Source organism: Duganella vulcania, assembly GCF_009857655.1.
Classification (GTDB): Bacteria; Pseudomonadota; Gammaproteobacteria; order Burkholderiales; family Burkholderiaceae_D; genus Rugamonas; species Rugamonas vulcania.
Window position 1 is genome coordinate 216,913 of sequence record NZ_WWCX01000001.1, and the last position, 20,126, is coordinate 237,038.

Annotated in this window: 38 protein-coding genes; 3 read left to right on the top strand and 35 right to left on the bottom strand. The window is 57.8% G+C overall.

The window, feature by feature from the left end; genetic code table 11:
• Positions 1-164 precede the first annotated feature (164 nt).
• The 11 genes from GTP90_RS01085 to GTP90_RS01135 all read right to left on the bottom strand — a co-directional run bounded on the left by GTP90_RS01085 (position 165) and on the right by GTP90_RS01135 (position 5,121).
• A complete protein-coding gene (locus GTP90_RS01085; RefSeq protein WP_161081717.1) occupies positions 165-395 on the bottom strand; it encodes a hypothetical protein in 231 nt (76 codons plus the stop codon).
• A 390-nt stretch (positions 396-785) separates the two neighbouring features.
• On the bottom strand, positions 786-1,184 hold the full coding sequence (locus GTP90_RS36770) for a hypothetical protein (protein WP_254451684.1): 399 nt from the start codon (positions 1,182-1,184) through the stop codon (positions 786-788).
• An 11-nt stretch (positions 1,185-1,195) separates the two neighbouring features.
• Positions 1,196-1,426 (bottom strand): hypothetical protein, encoded by a 231-nt coding sequence (locus GTP90_RS01095; RefSeq protein ID WP_161081718.1) that lies wholly within the window; start codon positions 1,424-1,426, stop codon positions 1,196-1,198.
• Positions 1,427-1,618: 192 nt separating this feature from the next.
• A complete protein-coding gene (locus GTP90_RS01100) occupies positions 1,619-2,107 on the bottom strand; it encodes a M48 family metalloprotease (RefSeq protein WP_161081719.1) in 489 nt (162 codons plus the stop codon).
• Positions 2,108-2,215: 108 nt separating this feature from the next.
• Positions 2,216-2,419 carry a hypothetical protein gene (locus GTP90_RS01105; protein ID WP_161081720.1) on the bottom strand — a complete coding sequence of 68 codons (204 nt, stop codon included), beginning with the start codon at positions 2,417-2,419 and terminating at the stop codon, positions 2,216-2,218.
• 158 nt (positions 2,420-2,577) lie between these two features.
• Entirely contained in the window at positions 2,578-2,775 is a 198-nt protein-coding gene (locus GTP90_RS01110; protein ID WP_161081721.1) for a hypothetical protein, read from the bottom strand.
• Positions 2,776-2,784: 9 nt separating this feature from the next.
• Positions 2,785-2,961 (bottom strand): hypothetical protein, encoded by a 177-nt coding sequence (locus GTP90_RS01115; protein WP_161081722.1) that lies wholly within the window; start codon positions 2,959-2,961, stop codon positions 2,785-2,787.
• 62 nt (positions 2,962-3,023) lie between these two features.
• Positions 3,024-3,311 carry a hypothetical protein gene (locus GTP90_RS01120; protein ID WP_217431923.1) on the bottom strand — a complete coding sequence of 96 codons (288 nt, stop codon included), beginning with the start codon at positions 3,309-3,311 and terminating at the stop codon, positions 3,024-3,026.
• Between the two features lie 364 nt (positions 3,312-3,675).
• Complete coding sequence (locus GTP90_RS01125) at positions 3,676-3,933, bottom strand: hypothetical protein (protein WP_161081723.1); 258 nt, start codon at positions 3,931-3,933, stop codon at positions 3,676-3,678.
• A gap of 139 nt (positions 3,934-4,072) precedes the next feature.
• A complete protein-coding gene (locus tag GTP90_RS01130; protein WP_161081724.1) occupies positions 4,073-4,483 on the bottom strand; it encodes a hypothetical protein in 411 nt (136 codons plus the stop codon).
• Between the two features lie 353 nt (positions 4,484-4,836).
• Entirely contained in the window at positions 4,837-5,121 is a 285-nt protein-coding gene (locus GTP90_RS01135; RefSeq protein ID WP_161081725.1) for a helix-turn-helix domain-containing protein, read from the bottom strand.
• A 655-nt stretch (positions 5,122-5,776) separates the two neighbouring features.
• Here GTP90_RS01135 and GTP90_RS01140 point away from each other — a divergent pair.
• Positions 5,777-6,058 (top strand): hypothetical protein, encoded by a 282-nt coding sequence (locus GTP90_RS01140; protein ID WP_161081726.1) that lies wholly within the window; start codon positions 5,777-5,779, stop codon positions 6,056-6,058.
• Between the two features lie 134 nt (positions 6,059-6,192).
• Positions 6,193-6,690, top strand: a complete 498-nt coding sequence (locus GTP90_RS01145) for a hypothetical protein (RefSeq protein WP_161081727.1) — start codon at positions 6,193-6,195, stop codon at positions 6,688-6,690.
• Positions 6,691-6,968: 278 nt separating this feature from the next.
• On the opposite strand, the gene GTP90_RS01150 is transcribed toward GTP90_RS01145, so the two are convergent.
• From GTP90_RS01150 to GTP90_RS01190, 9 genes are all read right to left on the bottom strand, one after another.
• Positions 6,969-7,373, bottom strand: a complete 405-nt coding sequence (locus tag GTP90_RS01150) for a hypothetical protein (RefSeq protein WP_161081728.1) — start codon at positions 7,371-7,373, stop codon at positions 6,969-6,971.
• 13 nt (positions 7,374-7,386) lie between these two features.
• The gene (locus tag GTP90_RS01155) at positions 7,387-7,743 is read right to left on the bottom strand and encodes a hypothetical protein (protein WP_161081729.1); all 357 of its coding nucleotides are present in this window, start codon (positions 7,741-7,743) and stop codon (positions 7,387-7,389) included.
• Positions 7,733-7,999, bottom strand: coding sequence for a hypothetical protein (locus GTP90_RS01160; RefSeq protein ID WP_161081730.1), 267 nt, complete (start codon positions 7,997-7,999; stop codon positions 7,733-7,735). Before GTP90_RS01160 ends, GTP90_RS01155 begins: the two co-directional genes overlap by 11 nt.
• Before the next feature lie 12 nt (positions 8,000-8,011).
• Complete coding sequence (locus tag GTP90_RS01165; RefSeq protein ID WP_161081731.1) at positions 8,012-8,209, bottom strand: hypothetical protein; 198 nt, start codon at positions 8,207-8,209, stop codon at positions 8,012-8,014.
• Positions 8,210-8,231: 22 nt separating this feature from the next.
• Entirely contained in the window at positions 8,232-8,513 is a 282-nt protein-coding gene (locus tag GTP90_RS01170) for a hypothetical protein (protein ID WP_161081732.1), read from the bottom strand.
• Positions 8,510-8,839: a hypothetical protein gene (locus GTP90_RS01175; protein ID WP_161081733.1), complete on the bottom strand. Its 330-nt coding sequence runs from the start codon at positions 8,837-8,839 to the stop codon at positions 8,510-8,512. The genes GTP90_RS01170 and GTP90_RS01175 overlap by 4 nt, the downstream gene beginning before the upstream one ends.
• A gap of 24 nt (positions 8,840-8,863) precedes the next feature.
• Positions 8,864-9,049, bottom strand: coding sequence for a hypothetical protein (locus GTP90_RS01180; RefSeq protein ID WP_161081734.1), 186 nt, complete (start codon positions 9,047-9,049; stop codon positions 8,864-8,866).
• A 381-nt stretch (positions 9,050-9,430) separates the two neighbouring features.
• Positions 9,431-9,688, bottom strand: coding sequence for a hypothetical protein (locus GTP90_RS01185; RefSeq protein WP_161081735.1), 258 nt, complete (start codon positions 9,686-9,688; stop codon positions 9,431-9,433).
• Between the two features lie 75 nt (positions 9,689-9,763).
• Positions 9,764-10,393, bottom strand: coding sequence for a beta/alpha barrel domain-containing protein (locus tag GTP90_RS01190; protein WP_161081736.1), 630 nt, complete (start codon positions 10,391-10,393; stop codon positions 9,764-9,766).
• Between the two features lie 835 nt (positions 10,394-11,228).
• Here GTP90_RS01190 and GTP90_RS01195 point away from each other — a divergent pair.
• On the top strand, positions 11,229-11,540 hold the full coding sequence (locus GTP90_RS01195) for a hypothetical protein (RefSeq protein ID WP_161081737.1): 312 nt from the start codon (positions 11,229-11,231) through the stop codon (positions 11,538-11,540).
• Positions 11,541-11,637: 97 nt separating this feature from the next.
• Here the strand turns inward: GTP90_RS01195 and GTP90_RS01200 are convergent, their stop codons facing one another.
• From GTP90_RS01200 to GTP90_RS01265, 15 genes are all read right to left on the bottom strand, one after another.
• Positions 11,638-11,928: a hypothetical protein gene (locus GTP90_RS01200; protein WP_161081738.1), complete on the bottom strand. Its 291-nt coding sequence runs from the start codon at positions 11,926-11,928 to the stop codon at positions 11,638-11,640.
• Complete coding sequence (locus GTP90_RS01205; protein WP_161081739.1) at positions 11,922-12,209, bottom strand: hypothetical protein; 288 nt, start codon at positions 12,207-12,209, stop codon at positions 11,922-11,924. Before GTP90_RS01205 ends, GTP90_RS01200 begins: the two co-directional genes overlap by 7 nt.
• Positions 12,210-12,219: 10 nt before the next feature.
• Positions 12,220-13,038, bottom strand: coding sequence for a DUF5983 family protein (locus GTP90_RS36325; RefSeq protein WP_175047945.1), 819 nt, complete (start codon positions 13,036-13,038; stop codon positions 12,220-12,222).
• 172 nt (positions 13,039-13,210) lie between these two features.
• Complete coding sequence (locus tag GTP90_RS01215; RefSeq protein ID WP_161081740.1) at positions 13,211-13,822, bottom strand: hypothetical protein; 612 nt, start codon at positions 13,820-13,822, stop codon at positions 13,211-13,213.
• 170 nt (positions 13,823-13,992) lie between these two features.
• The gene (locus tag GTP90_RS01220) at positions 13,993-14,277 is read right to left on the bottom strand and encodes a hypothetical protein (protein ID WP_161081741.1); all 285 of its coding nucleotides are present in this window, start codon (positions 14,275-14,277) and stop codon (positions 13,993-13,995) included.
• 529 nt (positions 14,278-14,806) lie between these two features.
• Positions 14,807-15,136: a hypothetical protein gene (locus tag GTP90_RS01225; protein WP_161081742.1), complete on the bottom strand. Its 330-nt coding sequence runs from the start codon at positions 15,134-15,136 to the stop codon at positions 14,807-14,809.
• Between the two features lie 248 nt (positions 15,137-15,384).
• Positions 15,385-15,564, bottom strand: a complete 180-nt coding sequence (locus GTP90_RS01230) for a hypothetical protein (RefSeq protein WP_161081743.1) — start codon at positions 15,562-15,564, stop codon at positions 15,385-15,387.
• A gap of 251 nt (positions 15,565-15,815) precedes the next feature.
• A complete protein-coding gene (locus tag GTP90_RS01235; RefSeq protein WP_161081744.1) occupies positions 15,816-16,040 on the bottom strand; it encodes a hypothetical protein in 225 nt (74 codons plus the stop codon).
• A gap of 30 nt (positions 16,041-16,070) precedes the next feature.
• Positions 16,071-16,382: a hypothetical protein gene (locus GTP90_RS01240; protein ID WP_161081745.1), complete on the bottom strand. Its 312-nt coding sequence runs from the start codon at positions 16,380-16,382 to the stop codon at positions 16,071-16,073.
• A 190-nt stretch (positions 16,383-16,572) separates the two neighbouring features.
• Positions 16,573-17,019, bottom strand: a complete 447-nt coding sequence (locus GTP90_RS36580; protein ID WP_217431924.1) for a hypothetical protein — start codon at positions 17,017-17,019, stop codon at positions 16,573-16,575.
• Between the two features lie 85 nt (positions 17,020-17,104).
• Positions 17,105-17,761, bottom strand: coding sequence for a hypothetical protein (locus GTP90_RS01250; protein WP_161081746.1), 657 nt, complete (start codon positions 17,759-17,761; stop codon positions 17,105-17,107).
• Between the two features lie 103 nt (positions 17,762-17,864).
• Complete coding sequence (locus GTP90_RS36330) at positions 17,865-18,281, bottom strand: hypothetical protein (RefSeq protein WP_175047946.1); 417 nt, start codon at positions 18,279-18,281, stop codon at positions 17,865-17,867.
• Positions 18,282-18,405: 124 nt separating this feature from the next.
• Positions 18,406-18,693: a hypothetical protein gene (locus GTP90_RS01255; RefSeq protein WP_161081747.1), complete on the bottom strand. Its 288-nt coding sequence runs from the start codon at positions 18,691-18,693 to the stop codon at positions 18,406-18,408.
• A 483-nt stretch (positions 18,694-19,176) separates the two neighbouring features.
• Positions 19,177-19,371 carry a hypothetical protein gene (locus tag GTP90_RS01260; protein WP_161081748.1) on the bottom strand — a complete coding sequence of 65 codons (195 nt, stop codon included), beginning with the start codon at positions 19,369-19,371 and terminating at the stop codon, positions 19,177-19,179.
• Positions 19,372-19,732: 361 nt separating this feature from the next.
• Complete coding sequence (locus GTP90_RS01265) at positions 19,733-20,065, bottom strand: hypothetical protein (RefSeq protein ID WP_161081749.1); 333 nt, start codon at positions 20,063-20,065, stop codon at positions 19,733-19,735.
• Positions 20,066-20,126 lie beyond the last annotated feature (61 nt).

Here is a 20,126-nt window from a genome sequence, read left to right on the forward strand (position 1 = left end):
CCTGGCGGGCCAAGAAAAAGCTCTATGCCAAGCGAAAACCCGCTGGCTGATAATGCCCATCCGGCCCCAAGGCAACGCATGCCCGGAGCGCTACAAGGCGTTCAACAGAATCCAACACGCTTTCACAGCGCTCCCGACGGGGCTCCAGCGCCACATTTACCGCATCAGGCGCGTCCGTTGGCCGGCGTCAATGCCCCCAGCACCACGCGACCCAAATCGGTAATCTGGCAGTTTTTAAGCAGCCCATGTTTTGTGAGCGAATTCAACGTCGCCGTCGCACCACCGTAGGCACTTCGGCCGGTGATGTGAGAATCCCACGATCTTCCCTCCGAAACGTTTTGCAAGACGCGGCGCTGGGATGGTGAGAGTTTGATTTTCTTTGCTGTTGTGGTCATCACGCGCCCTTGGCCGCCGTTACGAACGTTGAGCAGTGGGTGATTCGACTACCTTCAGACCCAAATCGCGGGCAAGCTTGGTCGCACTCCGGACAGACGTCGCACAGTCGATCCAGAATGCGGGATGCTCGACAACTCGGATGGCGTATGGAGGGACGTCAGGACCACATTCGTTCTGCGGGCTAATAAAGACCTCAGCCCCACTCTCCAGGTACCCAGTCATTTCCTGTCTGCAATCAGGAAACACGTTCGCTACATGCAGCATTTGACGTTCAGTAAGCATAGAACTCCAGAATTCAACACATCGAAAGCACGACAATACTGTGAAGTGGCACCTTAGACAACAGCACTACCCATCCACTTTGGACTACTTAGCAAAGGCAGGGACGATCAGCGCGAGTGATCGCCGGCTTGCACGCAACCTGCCAATGGTATCAACTCGTCTCCCCAGAACAGCGTGACACGTGCCTTGGCTCTTGTAGTGGCCTGGAGTTCGACGTACCACAGGCCGCCGCTGTCCCTCCCGAGGGCATTTCGCTCGCGCACCACACCAATGCGGTTGGGGTATCTGGGACCGCCCAGACGCCGCTGGATCGATTCAACGCGAACAGTCTGACCCGGCTGCACGGCCAAGGTTTCAGCCAGGTGCCGGTAGCGCCGAATCTGCTTGGCATAGCCGAAGGCTTTGAACTCGTGGCGGCCGACAGCCGCGAGCAGTTTCCTCAGATCGGCTATCGCAGCGCCGTAAGCAGCTCGATTTATAGGGTTTGTGTATTTCGCGGTTGACATGTGGGCCCAGCCTACCTTCCTTGATCATCAGCACCCGTATGATACGTATGGGAAAGCGCGTATTCCCACCAATAACCTACCCCCATACAGGCGAAAATCAAAACCCACGCTGCGACAACACGGGGCAATACCTGCATAAACTCGCCATAGGAACTCGCACAAATCAAGACCAAACCTGCCGTCGCAATAACAGAGATTGCCACGATAACCGCCATCACAAGCCAGAACTTAGCATGTTTCATCTCCCCCTCCGCTTCCCAAGTCCGAACTGCGTCAAGCGCCGAATTCGACTTCATCAAAACACAGACTATCAACGCGTAGCAGGAAATTCCAATTGGGCGCTAAAAGACTTAGCCCACCTTGAATCGATGTATCAACCACACGAGGGTCTCACTAAACGGCAACCGGCCGCCATCCGTTCGACAGCACCAGGGTCACGCACGAACGCTTCTGCAAACGCATCGGCTTCCGCCTCGCGCACCGCGACCAATGCGTCCCAAGCGCGTAGCGTCCTGCTGGAACAGGTATGCAGCGCATACATCCCCCCCAACCGTAACCCAGAACAAATAATCGACACCGTCCAAGTGGGCAATATAACCGAATGAGATGCCGATCGCGATCAGCAGGGCAAATAGCGGCAGCACGTACTGCAGTGCGTCACATGCAAGCTTGAAGCGGTCCTTTGCATGGCCGACCTCATGGGCCAGCAGGGTCCGTAGATCTCGAAGGCCTAAGCCCATCAGAACATCCTGGGCCACGGTCACGCGATGCATGATCGGGTTGTAGACCGCAAAGCAGTGCGCCATGTCCGAGACGGCAACCGACGGCGGCGTGATGCCGGCGTAGGCGCTCGCCTGCACCACGGCATCCAGGGCCAACCGCAGGCCTTCATCGTTCTCACGCAACTTAGCAACTGTCGACATAGACCTCGATTAACTCTGTCTGCTGAGCAAGGGATTTCGGACCGCATGCCTCGGCAAGCGCCATTGATAGCCCTTTCCCTTGTCCTGATCTCATCGACTTGCCCGGTATCAGCCGCGCTTGCCACTGCCACGACGCCAGCCGTCGAGCAGGGCTGCGCCGCTGTAGCTGAAACCGACGAGTCCCAACACCGAACAGCTGAGGCCAAACAGGAATTCGTGCTTCGTCGCCAGATTCCAGGCGCCAAAAGCCAGAGCAGTAAAAGCACACAGGCAGCACAGCGCCAGCAACGGCGCCGACAAAACATTGGTCATACACACTCTCCTTGTTCGGGCTCGCCAAGGCGGCAGCACCAGCGCCACGATTCAATTGGACCGCCCTCGCCTTGGTTTTCAAACTGTCGCCATCGCACCACCGTAGGCGCGTTTCGTGTCAGCCCACGACAAGTTATCGTCGGCACAACACCCCATAACTAATTTTGGACTGGCGCCGCAACCGCCCCGGCCTGCGCCTGGCGGACCGAGGCTGCAACTTGGCGAATCGTGGCAGGATCGAACGCTTTAATCAGATCCTCGTCGGAAAAACCGACGTCAACGCCTGCGCCGATCGAAGCCCAAACGAGCTTGGCCAGCATGGTCTTCTGTCGCTGATGTGGTGAAACATAGGCCATTGTGGCTCCTTAACGAACGACCAGACGGTCGCCAACTTTGTAGATCGACTTGAAGCCGCCAGGACGACGATCAGCCGTCGCGGCGGTCACGGCCAGCGATTCGGCGGCGCTCGACTGGCCACGCGAATGCTTGACGAAGAGGGTATAGAGGCTCTGCTTTTCCCACCGCGGTTTCTTTTTCATCATGTCCTCAAAGGTTCGATGTTGACACCGGTAACAGCTCGTCTTCTTGCAGTCCCCCAGCATCATCAAGCGATGCAAGGTTGTGCACTCGGTCGCGTGCTGCGCTTTAACACCACCTTGGCGACGCGACGGATCCGACCTGCAGCGCCAGCTGGCGTGTCATTGACCTGCAACCACTCGTAGTCTGACTTCCACCAGGCGATAACGCCGGCAGCGGCCCTGATGGAAGGCGCCGCAACAACGGCCGTCAGTTCCACGAACACCTCACGCCACCAGTCCGCACCTTCCTGTGCTGTGGCGGTCGGATCAACCGCCCGCTGATAAATGGCCATGGCCTGTTCCATATTCATCACTTAGCCCCTCCTGCGCCTGTTGGCCTTAATACTGCTAAATTATCCGGAAACCGGCATCGAAAGCCAGAAGCGAGCGCGCATACGCCACGCCAACGATGGACCGCACGCGGTGAGCTGCGCCGAACGCGATTATCGGCGCCGCAGGCAGCGAAGTCTAAGGGGTAAGAAGCCGGCAATGCGCTCTTTATAGCATTTTGCTCGGCCAAGAAGATACTGCGGCAGGCGGAGCGGTAATCGAACAAGGGCGCGCGCGACGCTCAATGAGTGATGAACTTCTAAGGAGCCGACCGAAATACGGTCTGAGGACACCCGCCGAATGGGGCAGGTACGCCTATCCGGCCGGCCAGGTTCGCTTGCCGCAGTACTACTGCGGTCCAGGACGTTTCAGACTGCGCTTGAACACAAACTCGGCCGTAACCAGAATGCCCGCAATGAGGAGGCCGCTCGTCTGGGCCAAAAGCGAAACCCTAGGCCACTGAGCTATCGACGCAACTATGGCAACACAAAGGCAGACAGAAACAAGCAACGACCCATTTGGTTGCTTGCCAACGCAAACACGCAGCGCGGCCACCACCGCCAAAAACGCCATTGAAACCAGACGAAAAACGTCCACCGTCTCCATGCGAACTCCTTAGTCTTACCAGCTATTGCAAAAATTTATCCTTAGAACGCTGCGCTATTGGCGCCGTTCTGACCGACCACACTTTCAAAAAATGACACGGGTACCGACCAAGCATGAAACGAGTGGACTGCGACAACCGCTACTGCCCCGCGCCGATGACCGATACCAGATCCGCGCGCTGCTGACCACGGGTCTTTTGTCGCTCGGCCTCGGGGTATGGCGACTCCCCCGATTTGACGACCCTGATGTAAGCCGGGAAAATCACTGCGGAGTAGTCGTGCACCGTGATTCTCTTTCCGCCAAATGCAGCGACTACTGCATGTCGGTCCGCTTCACTGCCGCGCATATAGACCTGACGCGCCTGATAGTACGCCGAGTCTCCTGCCTCCCAGAAATAGTCGACCGGATTCCAAGCCATTGGTGCCAGGAGAGCCAGCACCAAGGTCGCTGCAATCCAGCCGGAATTACTACTGCGCTTTTCCGCCATTGAATTAACCATCCTCAACAAAAAGGCCATTGGCCGAAGAATCGTTACGCTCGAATTTCGCATTGATACAAAATCCTACTACGCTTTGCCTGAGATGGCGACAGGACCTCAAGGTTCACTACAATCTGCAAAACCAGCATGGGCCGCGGCCTCCAGCAATGACGCAGCCGGAGTAGCCCGTAGCGCGCCCATAGCCATCCTGCCCTTTCAGGCGCACGCCGCGGCGGGCTGCGGCCAGCTCCTGCTCTGCCTGCAACACGTGTCACCAGTTCGCGCTGGCGCGAATCCTTGAAGTGGCGTGAAAACTGGATCATAGTCGACTGCGCTTGCGCCAGGGTTAGCCAGCACCAGGGCTGCTTCACTCGCCAAAAACGACATCGCTACCGGCACGGTCGATCGCTTCCTGAATGAACGTGCTATCGACTGAGGACTTCTCGAAGCTCACTTCGTACAAGACAAAGCAATTCCTCGCACGACTGGTCGTCAAATTTTTTGAGATAGGCCAAGATCAGGAGGGTTAGCGGATGGACCGTCAGGGGAACCGCCAGCTCATCAATTTTTTGCAGTGTTGGCTGCTTTAACCCACGTTCAAGTTCACTGATGTAGGTGCGGCCAGATTCATGCGCGAAGTCCTCTTGGGTTAGGCCTCGAGCAAGTCGCACTGCTCTAAACGCGGCACCGAACTGATTCTGTTGCTTCATGTTACCCCACTTATTGGCGCCACATCGGCGTAAAGTCACTCATCATCACCAGCCAGTTGCCCATGAAGCTGTAGCACGAGCTCCGGGACATTAAAGCCGTATCGGATGCCGTGATGGACCGCGTGATCCACAGTTCCTATACTATCGCTTTATCCAGCGAGACCATGCGCCGCATGAATGCGCCAACACTGAAGACGGATGTGCAATCCGAGCGCCCAAAGAAGGCATAACGGCGTTGCTAGATGGGCAAACGACGTAACGCCCACCAGCATTAGTGGGCAGACATTTCTTCGTCTTAGACTTTTGATGTGGCGGCGTTCTAGGCGAATGGGTGTCCTCTCCATCTCCGGCCACGCCGAGCCGCGCGCGTTCGTGCGAACCTATGCTACGATCACGATGTTCTCGGTGCTTCGCACCAGGCAAGCTGCACGCCCAACTAAGCGCAGCACGCCATCAGGCTTTCAATTTCCAGACCATCGCGGTCTACTGCCACGCTGTCTCTGACACGTGGTTCTTTCGATCTGGACTTAACTGCCCGGATCTTCATCGACCTTGGCCGATCAACAGGCCCAGGTTACTTCCCACCCCGCGGGCACCCCGTTGTTCCCGCATCTGGGGACCGGTGCGCTCCGCTTTTCCACCAAGGAGCATAAGCATGTCCGACACCAAAGCCGTACGAATCACCCTCGCAGCCTTAACCCGCGTCGAGTACACGGAATTGCTGCAGGTGCCCGCCTCGATGACCTCCGATCAGTTGGACGACCTGGTTCGACAGCGGTATCAGGACGTTGACGGCGGTCTGTATTACGATGACCCGCATTACTGGGAACGCAGTCCAAGCTGCCAATGGGCAGATGCATCTGCCGAAGACCAAACGCCTTCAGGCGCAGTAACGGTTAGCGAGCACGGCGCCTTGGTGATCACACAGATCGCCTAAGCACGAAACTCAGTCAAATCATTTTTCCCACCGTGCCAGCCTATTTGGCTGAGCACTTTTCAACCCCGCGGGAACGCCACCGATCCCGCCTGGGATTGGTGCGCAATCTCGCATTTCTACCTATGGAGATGCAAATGAGCGCAATCGAGCACAGTTTCTGGGCCAATACTTTCTTGCCCAACACCATGGCCACATATCGAGCCGAAGTGGCACAGTGCGTGCAGTGGCTGGGCAACCATTCGCAACACGACCAACCCATGGTCCTGCAACGAGAATCGGGCACCTTGGTAGCGAAGGTCATCGACGCCGCTGCCATCGACCTGGATAACCTCTTGCAATACGAGATGATCCTGTTCGAAGGCAAAACGACCGCCGGCGCCATGTGGAAGCATATTTTCTTCCCCACCAACCTGCGCGACTGCTTCATCGGCGACAGCCCAGTGCTGATGCCCGACGACGGTGAGCCCGAAGACGAAAGCAACATCTTGGCCTCTAACGGCCCAGGCGAAGCGGATGGCTGTGATTCGGAGCTTTTGACCTGCAGCGAATGCGACTGCGAGGTCGAGTACGTCCTCGGCGCCCCGGACGGCGCGGAAGTCTGCCAGGAGTGTTTCGACGCCGGCCGTCACTAGCCCGCAGTCCCGGCGATCCACCGCCCTGATGATCGTCAAGCCGACGATCATCAAGGCAGTGGCTGCCGAAATCGCCTCGCCGAGTTATGAGCACCCAAGAACGACAGTCTGGCAATCGCCTTGACCCAGGCCACCCAGTTCAACGACCGGCAACTTGCAATCCTTCCCCCGCCCTCCATCTCGGAGCGTGCGGGGTTTTTTTTGCGGAAAATGCGGAAGGGAGCGCAGCTGCAGCGGGAGTACCGTGACACCCTACGGGGCCCAGCACTCGATCGGAGTTATCGCGCGCCGGCTGAAGTAGTACGGCCACGCAGCGGCGATCCGAAGGCCAGAAGAAAGCCCAGGCCCATGATCGACATGCCGATAAGGAAGGCAACGACCTTGCCAAACGGCTCGTACCTCGCAGAGTCGCCGGCGTAACTGATCACCGCCACATTCCTATCCGGCACCAGCATGACCGTCCGGCCAGTCGAAATTTCGACATCATCGGTCGCAAGCGTATGGGAGACAGAGCCCACCATCACGCAGTCGCCATCGCTATTGGGTTTGACCGGACAAGCGTCGCGGTGAAAATACAACGAAGCGTTGTCATGCACCAGCATGGCGTTCATAGCGCGAAAGCTTACGTTGATGGTGAAGGTCAAGATCATCAGCCTGATGATCCACTTGATGATAAAGCTCATGAACTAGCATTCCTCACATTGCATAACCAAATTGGAAAAAACGGCCCTCGCCCACCGGTATTGCAACGGTGCCGGCATACTCGTCCCCCGACATGCCGCCGTTGGTGGTCTGGTTGACGTAGTGCTGGCCCCATCCGGCGCCATTATCCTGCAGCGCACCAGCAGGTTGCGCAGTAATCTCGTAGCCAAACGTGTAGCAGCACTCGGTCAACTCGCAGATGATCTCAGCATACACCTCCTTGCTCACCAGCGACTTCACTTCGGCCAGCACCTGTTGGCGCCGCTGTTCCTCAGCGCGCTCCTCAGCCAGGATCTGCGCATCCATGCCGGCCATTGCAGCCATGTCCGTCTCGCTAGGTTCAAATTCCATCGTGCTCTCCAACAGTTAAGGGCCACTGATTGATGATGCGATCGCCAACATACTGCAGGACGGCATGGCCGGTTTCGTGATGATAAAACACACCATCGAACTGGAAGGCGAAGGTGTAATACGGCGTCTCTTCACCTTGGCTGTTATCTATCACGCGCAGCGCGTGGCTGGGGTCGCGGGGGATATTCTTGGCTGCGCACGGCAATAACACGTCTTTCGAATAATGGCTGTCCAGGGCTTCCACCTCAGGGTGCATACATGTCCTCTGCTAAACAATGGCCGCGAGACCTTCGCTCACTTTGCGCTCGGCGCTCATGCGTTCTGCATCATACATCTGCCGCAATTCGATCCACGTCGTCAGACGTCCCTTGTTTGCCTTGACATGACCACGCACGACAGTGCGAAATTCCCGCTGGGCCTCACAGATCACGACCATCGCGCCCGGCGACAAATCGACCCACATCATCCCCTACCGTCCACTGTCCGCGCTAACGGCTGCGCCAGTCAACGGCCTTTCGACGAGCGATAAACCGTTCGGCATCACCCATATACTCCTCAAACAGCTCATCGCGCTCCTCCTTGGAAATGGCACCATCGAAGAGCGCCTCCAAGGCGCGCAGGACACTGGTACGCACCTGCTGGATATCCGCGCCGAAGTTGACCACGCCGATAACCGTCGTGCTTTGCGTACCACCGCCAATATGAGCACCAGGCACGCTATCCAATGCTTGGTGCACCCGGTACAACATCTTGCGCTCCTTGAGGTTCACGGAATTTCCTTCTTGACACTATGGGAATCATGGGCCGCCTGTTCACATCTGGCTGCGGCAGCTTCAACCGAGACGGGAAAGCGAACGGCCGATCGATCGCCACGCAGCGCCCGCGCGGCAATCTCGCAGATTGTCCGTTGACGCACACGGCTCGACTTGCTGGCCGACTTGGGCATAGACTCCAGTGTCGCAGCATGGCAGTCCGCCAGATAGGCTGCTGTCGTTCGGGACGATTGCAGCTCATTTAGCAGCGCCTGCACTTCACTTTCGGATATCGCTTCGCCGGCGGCAAGTTTTGCGAAATAGGCGGCAGTATCAATCATCATCGAAGCCTCACCCCTCGTCATTGATCAGGTGGCCAGTCGCGCTTCGAGGCGCTCAGCGACCATTTGCATATCGGCTCGCCAGCTTTCAGGATCTGCGCTGTTTGTCTTGACACTATTGCGGGCGATGGTGGCCACTGCCTCCATCTCGGCACGCAAATGCCGGATCTGCAGGCGCAATTCCTCGGCGTCGGTACTCGCATTCATCGACATGGCGATCCTTTTCTATGGCAGCACGGTTGTGGCACTTGGGCCATTGCCACACTGGGATTAGCCCCCTTGCTCCAGGGTGTTGCGTCCCATTGTAAAGGCTGCAAGAAAAAAGTCGAATTGCGCCGGGATCGGCCTGGGTCGTCACACGGAAAGACTTGCAAAGTCACGAACGTGGAAGAGCGGTACGGAGGCTAAGCCAATTTCCACGGCTGCACGGCCGACGCCGCACGGTACTGGCACGACTAACTCAAAGAGGCCATAGGCAGCCCCCTCAGTGGACTCACAAGTTCGAGGCAGGCACGCGACGACATCCGGGATCTAGTCGCGCTAAAGGGAGGACGCTGGGCGCCCAGACCACCCCAGCCGGCATTGGCTCAGCCCCTACTTCGCTGGGTTGCCCAGCGCTGCTTGCTGAGCCGCTTGAGCCTTTTTGGCCTGCTCGGCTTCCTTCTGCTGCTTAGCCTTCTCCTTTGCCAGATGTCGCCCGACAATGCACCCACCGACTGCACCAGCCACAGCATGGTGCCCGGCTACGTGACCTACAGCGGCGCCGGCGGCGGCGCCCTTCAGGCATCCCGCAGCACTGGCTGCCTCAGCGAACAACAGACCTGCGAACAGCAATACAACGTACTTTTTCATGAGCGACCTTTCAATGTCGGAAACGGACCGGATACGGGCGCGCGAAGCATACTGCGCGATGATCGATATCCTACATCAGTCTGCCGTCTCGGCGACGTGCGTCCCGTACCTGGTGTTTAGCTTTCCCATGAGCCTGCACAGCAGCTCGAAATCGAATTCGTGCTCATTCTTGGAGACCCCCGTAGCCACCAGGATGTGAGTCAAGTAAGGGGCGTAGTCCAGCACATTGTCTGGCGTTACCCCACTTGCGATCGCCAGCGGGCCGCCGCCGATAGCACGATACATGCGCGCGATCTTGTCCACGTCGGCTGCCTGGCCAGTGCCGGGGCCGGTCGTGGTGGAAACGATACCCAGATCCTGCGCCCGCATCGCCGCAAGACCGGGATTGGGCTCATGGCGCTGATATTTGAAAGCGACGCCACCAAATAGCTGGTGGTCGACAAAGCGCTGCAGTTGCGCGGAGATGCCGCGCGCCAGGACTATATCCTGTTGGCTATGCACCTGCGCATTGTCGATCCAGGTCATATCGAGCCCAGCTTCTGCACAGGCTTCTATGGCCAGCTCGGGCGGCCTGGACAGGAAATTGATGCCAACCAGGTGCCGCGGCCAACGCGCTTTGACCTCCACAGCCTGCTCCAGCAGCACCTCGTCATGCCCATCCATCGAAATGAGGAACACCCCGTCGCAGCCCGCTTCAAAGGCCATCGAGGCGTTCTCCAGCTCGTACCGGCCTTGCGCTGGTCGACCAAAACTACCGTTACAGTGATACGTGGACGCAGCAGCGACGCTTGGTTTCACCGCCACGTCGTCGCAGCGGTATGGGTCTCACAAGCAAGGGGTGGTGGCCCTGCTACAGCGCCTGGCGGCGCAACGGTACGACGCTACCGTACTCCCTTCCCTCCTTTCCACCAGCTGCCCTAAAAAAGCGTCTTCTGGATACCAGCATTACCTGCCGCATTGCGAAGCGATCGAAAGCCCGAGCACAAGACACAAGAAACGTTGCAGAACTTGGACGACAAAGCCACGATACCAGAGGCGGTAGCCCAGTTGCCCTTGCTGGACGGGTTGGACGAGACCATGAGCGTACTTTGGGGGTGGTGCTTGGACTGGCTGGCCAGGGCCGCATTGCGCCGCCAGCCACCGCTATGAGCTTTCACGGCGCCCCATGGTCTGAAGCCGTTCGCTCGAACGAAGCCGCCGGCCGGATCGGATGGCCGCACTGGGTTTGCTGTCGCCGCGCCAGACTGCCCCGGCGTGGGAAACGCCATCTGGCTACTGCAGGGGCACTTCGGCCATTGCTCCCGTCACGTGGAGGCGCCGCCGGAAGGAGACAGGTCAGACACTTCGCACGGGAGCGTCTTGACGGGAATTCGAATATCGAGTCATCCTGAGCTATTGTGCAACCATAACCAAAACTGCCCCGACCGATACCATGCCGAGCGCCACACTGACAGCCATATTCTCCTATACCAAAGCTGGCGCCCCCTCATTCGCGTGGCGCGACGTCCGGACGGTTCTGGCGCCAATTTTCCACGAAGACATGTCGCTGCGGGACGTGCTAGAGGTCGTCGTCAAAGCCTACGAGGAAGCGCTGCTCGACGATCGATACGAATTGCCTTCGCGCAACCAGGCCGGCATAAATCTACTGCTGGCGCCCATCAACCGATACGTTCCACCGTTCACCCGCTCGTGGCCACAGCTCGACACCAGCATCACCTTCGAACAGATGTACGACGCCTTCCTGGCGCACATGCTGTCGGAACTGATGCTGGCCCGCGTCGACTGGCTCAAGAAGGGCTCATCACCAGCAAATCCAAGCCACGCGGAAGTCGAGCATTCGGCGGCCGGTTAAGCGACATAGCGCCACTGCTTCATACCAAGCGCGCGATCCAAAATCCCAGTCTCAAAATGAAAAATGCCCATCCCTTGTGGGGACGGGCATTTCGATGTTACGCGGTGACTCCTTGGAACAAATCAAACATCTTTCTACCCACCACCGGGTTGTTGCGCAGGCTGCGCAAACGCGAATGCCAGGTATCGTACTGCTCGAAGCGCACCATTCCGTTATCGAGCAACCAGAACGCATCGCACAGCAACTGCGGCTCACACTGCTGGCTGCGCAATACCTCGAGGACCTGTTGGTCCGTCACCGGACTGGACAGTTGCAGCACGGACGTGGCGATTTTCCGAGCCAGATCGCGCACTTTCGTTTCATACTTGCTCTCTGCTTTGGTCAGCATTTTTCATCTCCTGTAAAGACATTGCCGCTCAGGTAGTCACGCACGAGAATCTCGTCAAGTGCAGCAGGGTCAGGGGCATCTTCCAGATACACTTTCCCCTTGCACTTGAACCGCGCGTAGTAGTGCGGCACCGTGAAGCGGTTCTTGAAGCGAGGGTGTCGTAGCTTGCACGAATAGGCAGTCACCACGCCGTCGTCAGCAATGCTGCGGACGCGGACGATAACGGCCGACTCGATCGGTTCAACGACATCCAGCTCCTTGGACAACTTGTAGTTGGCCATGGCGTCCTCCCTACCACTCAAAACTGGGGAGTACTTCGTGGTCAAGGCCGTGGGCGTCGAAGCGAACGACGATGCAGCCTTGCTTGCGAGCGAATTCCAGGACAGTGCGCAGATCTTCAGGAACACTGTCATGGTATTGCTGGTCTTCCCGGACGGTGACAAAGAACCCGTACTCGTACGAAGCCACGGTCTGGCCCAGGCTGTTCGAACCTGCCACCGACTCCAGAAATTCCGAAGTGGCCTTGGAGATGTGCGAAGTCGCGACATCCAGGTAGCGGAACTGCCCGTTTGGCGCCGCCGGAATTTCGGAGGATGCCGCGACGACGTCATCCGACGAACTCTTGTCTTCGCCGCCCAACTCCGCACGCAACTGCTTGACCGCATCCATGCCCCATTGGAGAACCTGTTCCGGGCAACCAGTGCGGACCGCGACCTCTTCGCTACCTTGGCGGACGACCTCCAATGCATAGCCATGGGAATGATGAGGCCCAATGCGCACTTCATGCTGCCCCACCTTCTGGAGATACACGCCAATGCCGTCGCCTTGCTGCCAATTGGCCAGTTCGGCGGCAATTGTCGCATTCGCCATCTCACGCTCAGCGAATGCAGCTGCGTCGCGACTGGGGAAGGTGAAGTCGCCTTCCTGACCCAAATCTTTGCGACGAGGATCGCACACGATGCGCCACTTCCTGTCCGGGTAATTGCGGCTCACGCAGCCACAACCGCCGCCCAGGTGCCGGACGTTACTGACATACCAGCCTCCATGACGCCAGGAGGTGAAAACGGGCTGCCATTGGCCGGCATGGCCAGACTGAGAAAAATCGAACATATTTACTCCTTGAAATAGAAAGCACGACGCCAGCGCCCTTGAGAGGGCGACGGAGCCGCGCGGGATTGAAATGACAATGAATTGCCAGGGCCAAGGTCAACCTTATCGGTCAACCCTAGTCCGCTGGCATGGAACAACACCGGGCCTACTTTCGAAGTCCAGCCACGATGCCTTACGCCACCAGCAAAACAGCTGAAGGCGGCGTCACGACGTACTCACTGCGGTAGAACAACGAGCCAGCCAAACCGCGGCAGGCATAGTCCGACCACAGATGAAGCGCAGTAGCGTCGCGCGCCAACGATCCCGCTTTGGGAGCGAGGACCGCCTTGTAGACACGCATTTCGTAAGTACCGGTCGGAGTGATAACCACACTCCCGACAGCACCTCCTGCACGGTACAGGGTGAAGTTTTCGTGCTGACCCATACGGTGGTAAGGCACAGGCGTGTTCATCAGCGACCTGAAGCCTTCGCGACCAATCTCCTTGATGGAAAACGACTGGCCATCCTGGCCGATCGCGATCTCGAAGAAACGGTCATCGGCGGCCAAGTTCAGCAGATAGCCCAGCACCTTGTTCTCTTCCACGTGCAGGCCAATCGCAGCCATATGGGTATGACGGTGACCGACCATCCAGCCGAAGCGCTGACCAGGTGCCCAGAACCGCTCAAACGACGCGCGGTCATGCACCAGCAGGTCGTTGGGGTAGTGCTGCAGCAGTTCCAGCTTGTACACGCCAATCTGAGCCTTCAATGCCTCGATGAGGCGGTCCAAAGCGTTCGTTTCCATGATTCGTCCTTTCGTAGCTGCGACAGTTCACTTGGAACTGGCACAAGCGATGAGATTGAAGATATACCGCGCGGGGCGGCGATTGAACGGCAAAACAAGTACCTTGCCCTTGGAGCGCAAACTGGCAGGGACGACATACCCCTGCGCAGTGACTACAAGCAGCCAAAGGCCTAGGTGAGCGCCCGTGCTGCGGCGGCCAACCTCGACCATTCAGGCGGCAAATTGGAGCGCTCCAAACCGAATTGAACCGGCGTGGAGAACACTTCTTCATTTGCGCTTTTGAGGCTGTGCTCGACGTCAGCGATCTCGTTTTTCAGAGCAGGCGAGTAGTTGCCGGCCAGGTGAAGATCCATCTCAACGATCTGGCCCGAAAGGGTGTCGAAGACAAAACGCACATCAACAGGGGAGGAGCGGAAGTTGAACAGGTGGTCCCACTCGCCGTGAATGTATCGCATAGAAAGCTCCAATGAGAATGGCGGAGCCGCACCAATCCCTGGGCGGGAAAGGTAAAACGGTCCCGCCGGGGTGGAAAGAAGAAAATCCAGAAGCTCAGGTGAGCAATGGATGGTGAGAACTCAGATGAACAGGACGTTCATTGAGATTTGAAATAGCTTCACACGCGAACGCTTGTGAAGGTCGTACAAAACTATGCTGCGCTTGATATCACGATGATTGGCGGGCAGCTTGCCAGGCGCAAAAGAGCACCAAAAACTAGGGTCAGCTTACCAGCGCCAGCAGGAAAGTCAATCCTGCAATTGACCGCGTTCGAAGTGGGCAGCGAGCCGGCATCCCGCGTTGGCTTGTGCCGGAAGCGGCACGCCGCGGTTGAAGGCAGGGACCGAGTTTCCTTCCGTCCGAAGTCTTCAACAAAAGCTAGCGTTGGAGCTTGATGTGGGAAGGAGCCCCTTGAATAAGGGGTCTCCTCGTAGACAGCATGATGCTGCTGCAGCCGGACGATGCCGGTCGGTTGCCGCCGGCTGGTGGTCAGGACACCGCGCCGAAGGCGAAGCCGCCGCGGCCAGAAGCCAGAACGATCGGCACCACCAACACGTGACGGTCAGTCGCCTTGCAATGCTCGCGCAGGTAGCCGTCGGCCTGGTCGCGCTGCAGTGGCCGCTTCATGTGGCGCACCAGATACTGGGTGCGGCCGCCGAAAATGGGTTTGCCATCCACGGCGTTGGCCTTGATATTGCGATAGGCATCGAACCAGGGCTTGAGTTCGCGCTCGGTGAGGTTCAGCACCTGGCGGGAGGCCAGATTGACATTGGTATCTGCTGGCGCGGCCACGGCCGTGCCTTGTTCATGTTGATTCATGATGTTCTCCTTCATTCATTGAATTGGCTATTCGCGGTCCTGCGCAAGGCAGGCGTCGTTACACTCATTGAGGCCAGTCTACTGACCGAGATCCTCAAATCAAGATCGCAGCGGCCGGCGGCGGTGAGCAGGCGGCGTGTCGACTAGACGCGCTAAACCCGGGGCCTACAGGAGGCACACCGGGTGTCTGGACGTCATCGTCAGCGCCACATGCGCCATCACCGCATCGCTAAACGCAGGCCTGGCAACTACACGCCTGGCTGGGGGCGGTAGCGGGTGATGGCGTGCTTGGCTGCGTGAACCGATTTCACGTCGCGCGAGGCGTGATCGTGAAACAGGACACTGACCACCTCGGCGCCGATCGCCCGGTCGCAACAAGTGGTGATCCAGCCCGACTTATAGCGGCGAGTGATAAACGAATCTTTCATTGCATGCTCCTTGAAAATAGCGGCGGAGCGATCCCAAGACGGGAGCGGGCCCCGCCAGGGTTGAAGACACGCTGCACGTGCAGCGCATTGAGAGATCTGCCCCGTCATCAGGGCATTGGGGCTTTGCGCAACAGGTCGGGCCAGGACGACACCGATGTATTGATGCGGTCGCCCTGGCGCCGAATTCGAGACGCCGCATTGACGCTCGCTGCAGCGCCAAGCCGGCGTGCAGGTCGCGTGTTCAAGCCCGGTTATTGCGGGATCAAACACCACGGCCCGACAGCGTCGATGATGACCGTATTCAGGGTCATTTCACGACGCCGGGTCTGCAAATGCTCCCATTGCACATAGTCTGCCTCGTCGGCGTGCCCAAGCGCTTGCAGACACTCCAATCGATACTTGGCATCGTCATCCGAGGCCGCAACCGCCGGCCGTTGGTGGTGAATAGCCTTGGCCGTTTGAATGTGATTCATCATGTCTCCTTTCACGGCATGGTGGGAATCGCATCAACGCGCTTTGGCGTGCCTTGCAACCAACACGGCAGCGCGCTCGGCCAGCATACTCAATTTCGCTTGATGGCCGGGTGGCAGCACGGTGGTGGTATTGAGCGACACGACCTCTTTCGTCATGTGCTCCAGCAGCTCGAACATCGTGGGCGCCGCGGCGAAGAACTCGGCTTGCGCGCGGTTCTCGGTCATACCGAGGCCGGTGGCAAAGCCCAACAACGCAAGTGGCCAGCCTGGTTGATCGGCGTGGACAATAGCAAAATGGGGCTTCTGATCGTAGCCGGTGATAACGGCAACAGTACATGGTTTCATTGCATAGTCTCCAAAAGGAATTCCGAAGCGTCACAGGTGCCATGCACTTGATACGACTTCAGATGGGGTTGAATAGCGCTCAAGAACCAACAACGCACTGGTTGATTGCTCTTTTAACGCCGAAGGAACGGTGCCTACAGGTTGAGATTCGAAACCCGGCTCGCATGAGCAATGCGCGGGCGCCTAAAATCTATTCGACGGTCAATTTCCGAATACCTTGCATGACTTCTCCGACCACGAAATCCGGATGCTGCGCTTCAAACCAGTGCCAGATTTCTTCACGGTGCGTGCCTGCAGGGAAGTGTAGGAACGGTTCCTCGATCGCGTCGGCTTTGACTTCATTGGTCCCTTCAGAAACCGGGATGTCGCCGAGTCTATCCCACCACTGGTAGTAGTCCGCCAGAGTGAGCAGCCGGTAGGCGCACGGAAAGCCTTTGTCGTTGTCCGCAGCATCAGCCGCATCCTCCAACAGGCCAATATCCACCCTACCAGGCGCTTCATCGAAGTTCGGTGCCTCGAAGTCCTCGTTGCAATAGAACCAGCGACCGTCAGCCCCGAAGAAGACCTGAGTCACCTCCGGGAAGAGGCCGTTGACGTGGTGCAGCGTCATTTGAACCTTCGTATTGAATTGCATCATTTGCTCCATCAGAGAGGATTGAATAGCGCTCAAGAACAACCAGCCGCGTGGGTTGGTTGCTCTTGTAGCGCCGAAGGAGAGGTGCTTACGGCTTCAGATTCAGAACCCGGCTTGCATGGACATCGCGCAGGCGCCTCAGATGTTCGAGGCACTCGAACAACGACTCATGTTCGCTTTGAGGACTCGCATCGTTGGTCTGCGCGGCCCACTTGCTGACCGTACGGTTTGCCAGGCCAATCCACTGCTGCGTTTCGCTCGACGCGTAAGTCAAACGGAACGTGTGCGCCGAGAGCATTTCCAAGTTGGGGTACACAGCCTGAGCAAGCGCCAACAGATCTGGAGCCAGTTCAAACATCGGCCGGATGGCGTCGTACTCAGCTTGCCGTTCGATATACTGGGGATCGCGCGGAGAATCCTGCTGCCAATCTTCGAGAAACTCGTCTGACAGCGCCAACAACCGGTATGCGTCAAGAACCGTTGGAAACTGACCGGTAAGCACTTTGCAGCGCACTTTCAGTGCCGGCAATTGACCCGGCAAGACGAAGTCCGGCTGAACTGCGTTGCCGAAACCTCCGACGGCAGCAATACTTGTTACCAAGCCTTCTGGCACGAACAGACCGGCGTCCACCAGATGCTGTGTCAGCAGGTCTTCCGGCATTGAAGTGGCCACCAAGACAGACCGGTGGGCAGACTCTTTGGATGCAGCGTTGGACCCGCGCAGGGTCAATTCGAACATTGTCATGATTGCTCCTTGAAAAAATTTGGGGAGCAATCCCGGACGGGAGTGTCTCCCGCTAGGGTTGAAAAAAATTGTAATCAGGCGTTACCGGCACGCATCGTGCCGATCAAAGGATGTTTTCCTTTACCTGTTCCCAAGCCTGATGGGCCCGGTCGAACAACGAAGTCACCTCCTCGATCGTCAAATCCATCGATTCAGCGAGCGCTGCCATATCCAGCTTGTCTTGCGTGGCCATGATCTCGGCGAGCAGACGTGGAAATTGAACGTCGTCACGCTCCCACGGTAGCAGAGCTTCACCGACAGCAACCATTTGAACCTGACCACTGCTGACGGCTTTGACGGTGAAGTTGATTGGGGCAAGCGACAGGTCACGCAAATCGTCGAGTGCGAACTGCGCTGCTTGCTCGGCCGATTCTGCGGTGACAGAAACTTCCACCGAGACATCAAAATCAACTCCGTCTTCCACCAACGCTGGGTTGCTGACCACTGCCGGAACAGCAGTTTGCGAATTGCTTGCTTTCATAATGAGTCTCCGATTAAGCGGTAACGGGAGCATCCCTGGGCGGGAGTGCTATCCCGCATCGGGTTGATGTTGTGTGTCCGAGGATACCGAGCAACCCGGACACTGGTGAGCTAAAGAAGGAAGATCAGGCGGAAGCCTGCGCTGTCGATCTCGGAGCTCCGAACTTGGCTTGAAGCTGTGCTTTATAGACTTGGCCTGCTGCAGTAATGTGGTAGCAGTCTTCGGAACGCGTAACGAAACCGCGTTGAAGCAGTGTGTCCATGAAGCTTTGGAACTGACTCAGGCTTGCACCATGGGCCATCATCGCTGCATACAGGACGCCGCCTGCCGCACCTGTATCACCGCCAACCTCGACGGCTTCGAGTACACCAAGGCCAATTTTTTGCAACAGTAAAATAGCTTGAGCATTCATCTTGCGAACTCCTGTAAGAAATGCGGAGCAGCGCAAATCCCGGCGAGGGATCAGCACTACGATCCCGCAGGGGTTGAAAGCATCGATCAGCAAAGACGCCGGGACGATGCTAATGGTGGAAAGAACTAGACATGACGACTGGCTGCGCGAATGCAGAACAGTCGGGGAGAGACGCACTACTTGACGATTCGCCTAGTGGCGATGCTGCGCTTTGAGTAACTTTGGCGGGCAGCTTGCCTGGTGCCGAGCACCAAAAAAGTCTTGCTATCGTATCACTGACAAGCGGCTTGTCAACACAAAAACGAACGGCGTGGGACAAGATCGGCCACCGGGTCCCTGCCCGCGAAGATCAGGGCCGAGGGCACCGTCATGCCGGCGGCGACGGGCCCCGAGATTGCCACCGCGCGCGCCGCCCTCTGCGAATCGTCGCATAGCAGCTGCGTGACCGCATCCTGTACGGCCGTCACCGCCTTGCAGGCCACATCACTCATTCCCGCGACATTCCACCTTGTGGCTCGCCTGCGCCGCCTGGCTATCGGCGTTCTGCGCAGCCGTCACCTTGTGCTCGCATTTCCCAGCATAGCCACAATACTTGGCCCCAACAATCACGGAAGAGCACATCGCACCTGGCTCAATCATGCCGTGCACTTTGCACAGCGGCTTATTCTGGTCAGTCATAAATTCCTCGTATCGAGCAGCGATCCTTTAGCAACCGCAGTATCGGACACCTCACGGCATAAATGCGCCATTCAAAGCATCACTTTTGGGCACCTTACGCTAATCTCATGGGATTTTCACGGTAAGCATGAACGGCCGGCTTGACACCACACCAGGCGGCAGGAGGCAAACGAACCACGTTCAGATCCCGGCCAGAGTGGCCATGCGGTCGAGCGCTGTGCGGGGCCACCCGGGATCTTCGCCGCCTGTTTTGTACGGCCTTCAGCCATCGCATGCACGTTGGATTCCATCGGCGCGGCCACGTCACACCGGAACGCCGCCGGCGCCGCTTGTGGCGCACACTGGAATTCCGGTGCCGAAGCTACTCGCCAAAGCCGGTCTTGCGGTGAAAATCGTCGGCAGCGTGCTGGTAGTTGTCTTTGACCGATCCACCAGCGATGACGGAACGCTCGAAAGCGTGGCGCGTGAGCCGTAGCTTGACCAGCTTCGTCGTGCTGACACTCTCCTTGGCACTACCGGAGCGCTCGTACAACAAGCGTTCGCCTTGAGGGTAGTCCGGATGGGCTTCAATGATGGCGCCGTTGGACAGGTCAATCACCGCGCGGCGTGCGCCATCGGCAGGTGGCTGCAGACGGCCCATACCTTGCAGACTGCCCAGAAAGTCAATAATTCGTCCAGCAACGGTCATACTCATAAAATCTTCCTCTTTAATCTTGGAGCCGACGAGTCACCTGCTAACCACAACCCGGAGAACA

What these genes read in the sequence shown, in the direction of transcription:
- GTP90_RS01085 (WP_161081717.1), bottom strand. Translation starts at nt 395, where the DNA reads ATGACCACAACAGCAAAGAAAATCAAACTCTCACCATCCCAGCGCCGC.
- GTP90_RS36770 (WP_254451684.1), bottom strand. Translation starts at nt 1,184, where the DNA reads ATGTCAACCGCGAAATACACAAACCCTATAAATCGAGCTGCTTACGGC.
- GTP90_RS01095 (WP_161081718.1), bottom strand. Translation starts at nt 1,426, where the DNA reads ATGAAACATGCTAAGTTCTGGCTTGTGATGGCGGTTATCGTGGCAATC.
- GTP90_RS01100 (WP_161081719.1), bottom strand. Translation starts at nt 2,107, where the DNA reads ATGTCGACAGTTGCTAAGTTGCGTGAGAACGATGAAGGCCTGCGGTTG.
- GTP90_RS01105 (WP_161081720.1), bottom strand. Translation starts at nt 2,419, where the DNA reads ATGACCAATGTTTTGTCGGCGCCGTTGCTGGCGCTGTGCTGCCTGTGT.
- GTP90_RS01110 (WP_161081721.1), bottom strand. Translation starts at nt 2,775, where the DNA reads ATGGCCTATGTTTCACCACATCAGCGACAGAAGACCATGCTGGCCAAG.
- GTP90_RS01115 (WP_161081722.1), bottom strand. Translation starts at nt 2,961, where the DNA reads ATGATGAAAAAGAAACCGCGGTGGGAAAAGCAGAGCCTCTATACCCTC.
- GTP90_RS01125 (WP_161081723.1), bottom strand. Translation starts at nt 3,933, where the DNA reads ATGGAGACGGTGGACGTTTTTCGTCTGGTTTCAATGGCGTTTTTGGCG.
- GTP90_RS01130 (WP_161081724.1), bottom strand. Translation starts at nt 4,483, where the DNA reads ATGCGAAATTCGAGCGTAACGATTCTTCGGCCAATGGCCTTTTTGTTG.
- GTP90_RS01135 (WP_161081725.1), bottom strand. Translation starts at nt 5,121, where the DNA reads ATGAAGCAACAGAATCAGTTCGGTGCCGCGTTTAGAGCAGTGCGACTT.
- GTP90_RS01140 (WP_161081726.1), top strand. Translation starts at nt 5,777, where the DNA reads ATGTCCGACACCAAAGCCGTACGAATCACCCTCGCAGCCTTAACCCGC.
- GTP90_RS01145 (WP_161081727.1), top strand. Translation starts at nt 6,193, where the DNA reads ATGAGCGCAATCGAGCACAGTTTCTGGGCCAATACTTTCTTGCCCAAC.
- GTP90_RS01150 (WP_161081728.1), bottom strand. Translation starts at nt 7,373, where the DNA reads ATGAGCTTTATCATCAAGTGGATCATCAGGCTGATGATCTTGACCTTC.
- GTP90_RS01155 (WP_161081729.1), bottom strand. Translation starts at nt 7,743, where the DNA reads ATGGAATTTGAACCTAGCGAGACGGACATGGCTGCAATGGCCGGCATG.
- GTP90_RS01160 (WP_161081730.1), bottom strand. Translation starts at nt 7,999, where the DNA reads ATGCACCCTGAGGTGGAAGCCCTGGACAGCCATTATTCGAAAGACGTG.
- GTP90_RS01165 (WP_161081731.1), bottom strand. Translation starts at nt 8,209, where the DNA reads ATGATGTGGGTCGATTTGTCGCCGGGCGCGATGGTCGTGATCTGTGAG.
- GTP90_RS01175 (WP_161081733.1), bottom strand. Translation starts at nt 8,839, where the DNA reads ATGATGATTGATACTGCCGCCTATTTCGCAAAACTTGCCGCCGGCGAA.
- GTP90_RS01180 (WP_161081734.1), bottom strand. Translation starts at nt 9,049, where the DNA reads ATGTCGATGAATGCGAGTACCGACGCCGAGGAATTGCGCCTGCAGATC.
- GTP90_RS01185 (WP_161081735.1), bottom strand. Translation starts at nt 9,688, where the DNA reads ATGAAAAAGTACGTTGTATTGCTGTTCGCAGGTCTGTTGTTCGCTGAG.
- GTP90_RS01190 (WP_161081736.1), bottom strand. Translation starts at nt 10,393, where the DNA reads ATGGCCTTTGAAGCGGGCTGCGACGGGGTGTTCCTCATTTCGATGGAT.
- GTP90_RS01195 (WP_161081737.1), top strand. Translation starts at nt 11,229, where the DNA reads ATGTCGCTGCGGGACGTGCTAGAGGTCGTCGTCAAAGCCTACGAGGAA.
- GTP90_RS01200 (WP_161081738.1), bottom strand. Translation starts at nt 11,928, where the DNA reads ATGCTGACCAAAGCAGAGAGCAAGTATGAAACGAAAGTGCGCGATCTG.
- GTP90_RS01205 (WP_161081739.1), bottom strand. Translation starts at nt 12,209, where the DNA reads ATGGCCAACTACAAGTTGTCCAAGGAGCTGGATGTCGTTGAACCGATC.
- GTP90_RS36325 (WP_175047945.1), bottom strand. Translation starts at nt 13,038, where the DNA reads ATGTTCGATTTTTCTCAGTCTGGCCATGCCGGCCAATGGCAGCCCGTT.
- GTP90_RS01215 (WP_161081740.1), bottom strand. Translation starts at nt 13,822, where the DNA reads ATGGAAACGAACGCTTTGGACCGCCTCATCGAGGCATTGAAGGCTCAG.
- GTP90_RS01220 (WP_161081741.1), bottom strand. Translation starts at nt 14,277, where the DNA reads ATGCGATACATTCACGGCGAGTGGGACCACCTGTTCAACTTCCGCTCC.
- GTP90_RS01225 (WP_161081742.1), bottom strand. Translation starts at nt 15,136, where the DNA reads ATGAATCAACATGAACAAGGCACGGCCGTGGCCGCGCCAGCAGATACC.
- GTP90_RS01230 (WP_161081743.1), bottom strand. Translation starts at nt 15,564, where the DNA reads ATGAAAGATTCGTTTATCACTCGCCGCTATAAGTCGGGCTGGATCACC.
- GTP90_RS01235 (WP_161081744.1), bottom strand. Translation starts at nt 16,040, where the DNA reads ATGATGAATCACATTCAAACGGCCAAGGCTATTCACCACCAACGGCCG.
- GTP90_RS01240 (WP_161081745.1), bottom strand. Translation starts at nt 16,382, where the DNA reads ATGAAACCATGTACTGTTGCCGTTATCACCGGCTACGATCAGAAGCCC.
- GTP90_RS36580 (WP_217431924.1), bottom strand. Translation starts at nt 17,019, where the DNA reads ATGATGCAATTCAATACGAAGGTTCAAATGACGCTGCACCACGTCAAC.
- GTP90_RS01250 (WP_161081746.1), bottom strand. Translation starts at nt 17,761, where the DNA reads ATGACAATGTTCGAATTGACCCTGCGCGGGTCCAACGCTGCATCCAAA.
- GTP90_RS36330 (WP_175047946.1), bottom strand. Translation starts at nt 18,281, where the DNA reads ATGAAAGCAAGCAATTCGCAAACTGCTGTTCCGGCAGTGGTCAGCAAC.
- GTP90_RS01255 (WP_161081747.1), bottom strand. Translation starts at nt 18,693, where the DNA reads ATGAATGCTCAAGCTATTTTACTGTTGCAAAAAATTGGCCTTGGTGTA.
- GTP90_RS01260 (WP_161081748.1), bottom strand. Translation starts at nt 19,371, where the DNA reads ATGACTGACCAGAATAAGCCGCTGTGCAAAGTGCACGGCATGATTGAG.
- GTP90_RS01265 (WP_161081749.1), bottom strand. Translation starts at nt 20,065, where the DNA reads ATGAGTATGACCGTTGCTGGACGAATTATTGACTTTCTGGGCAGTCTG.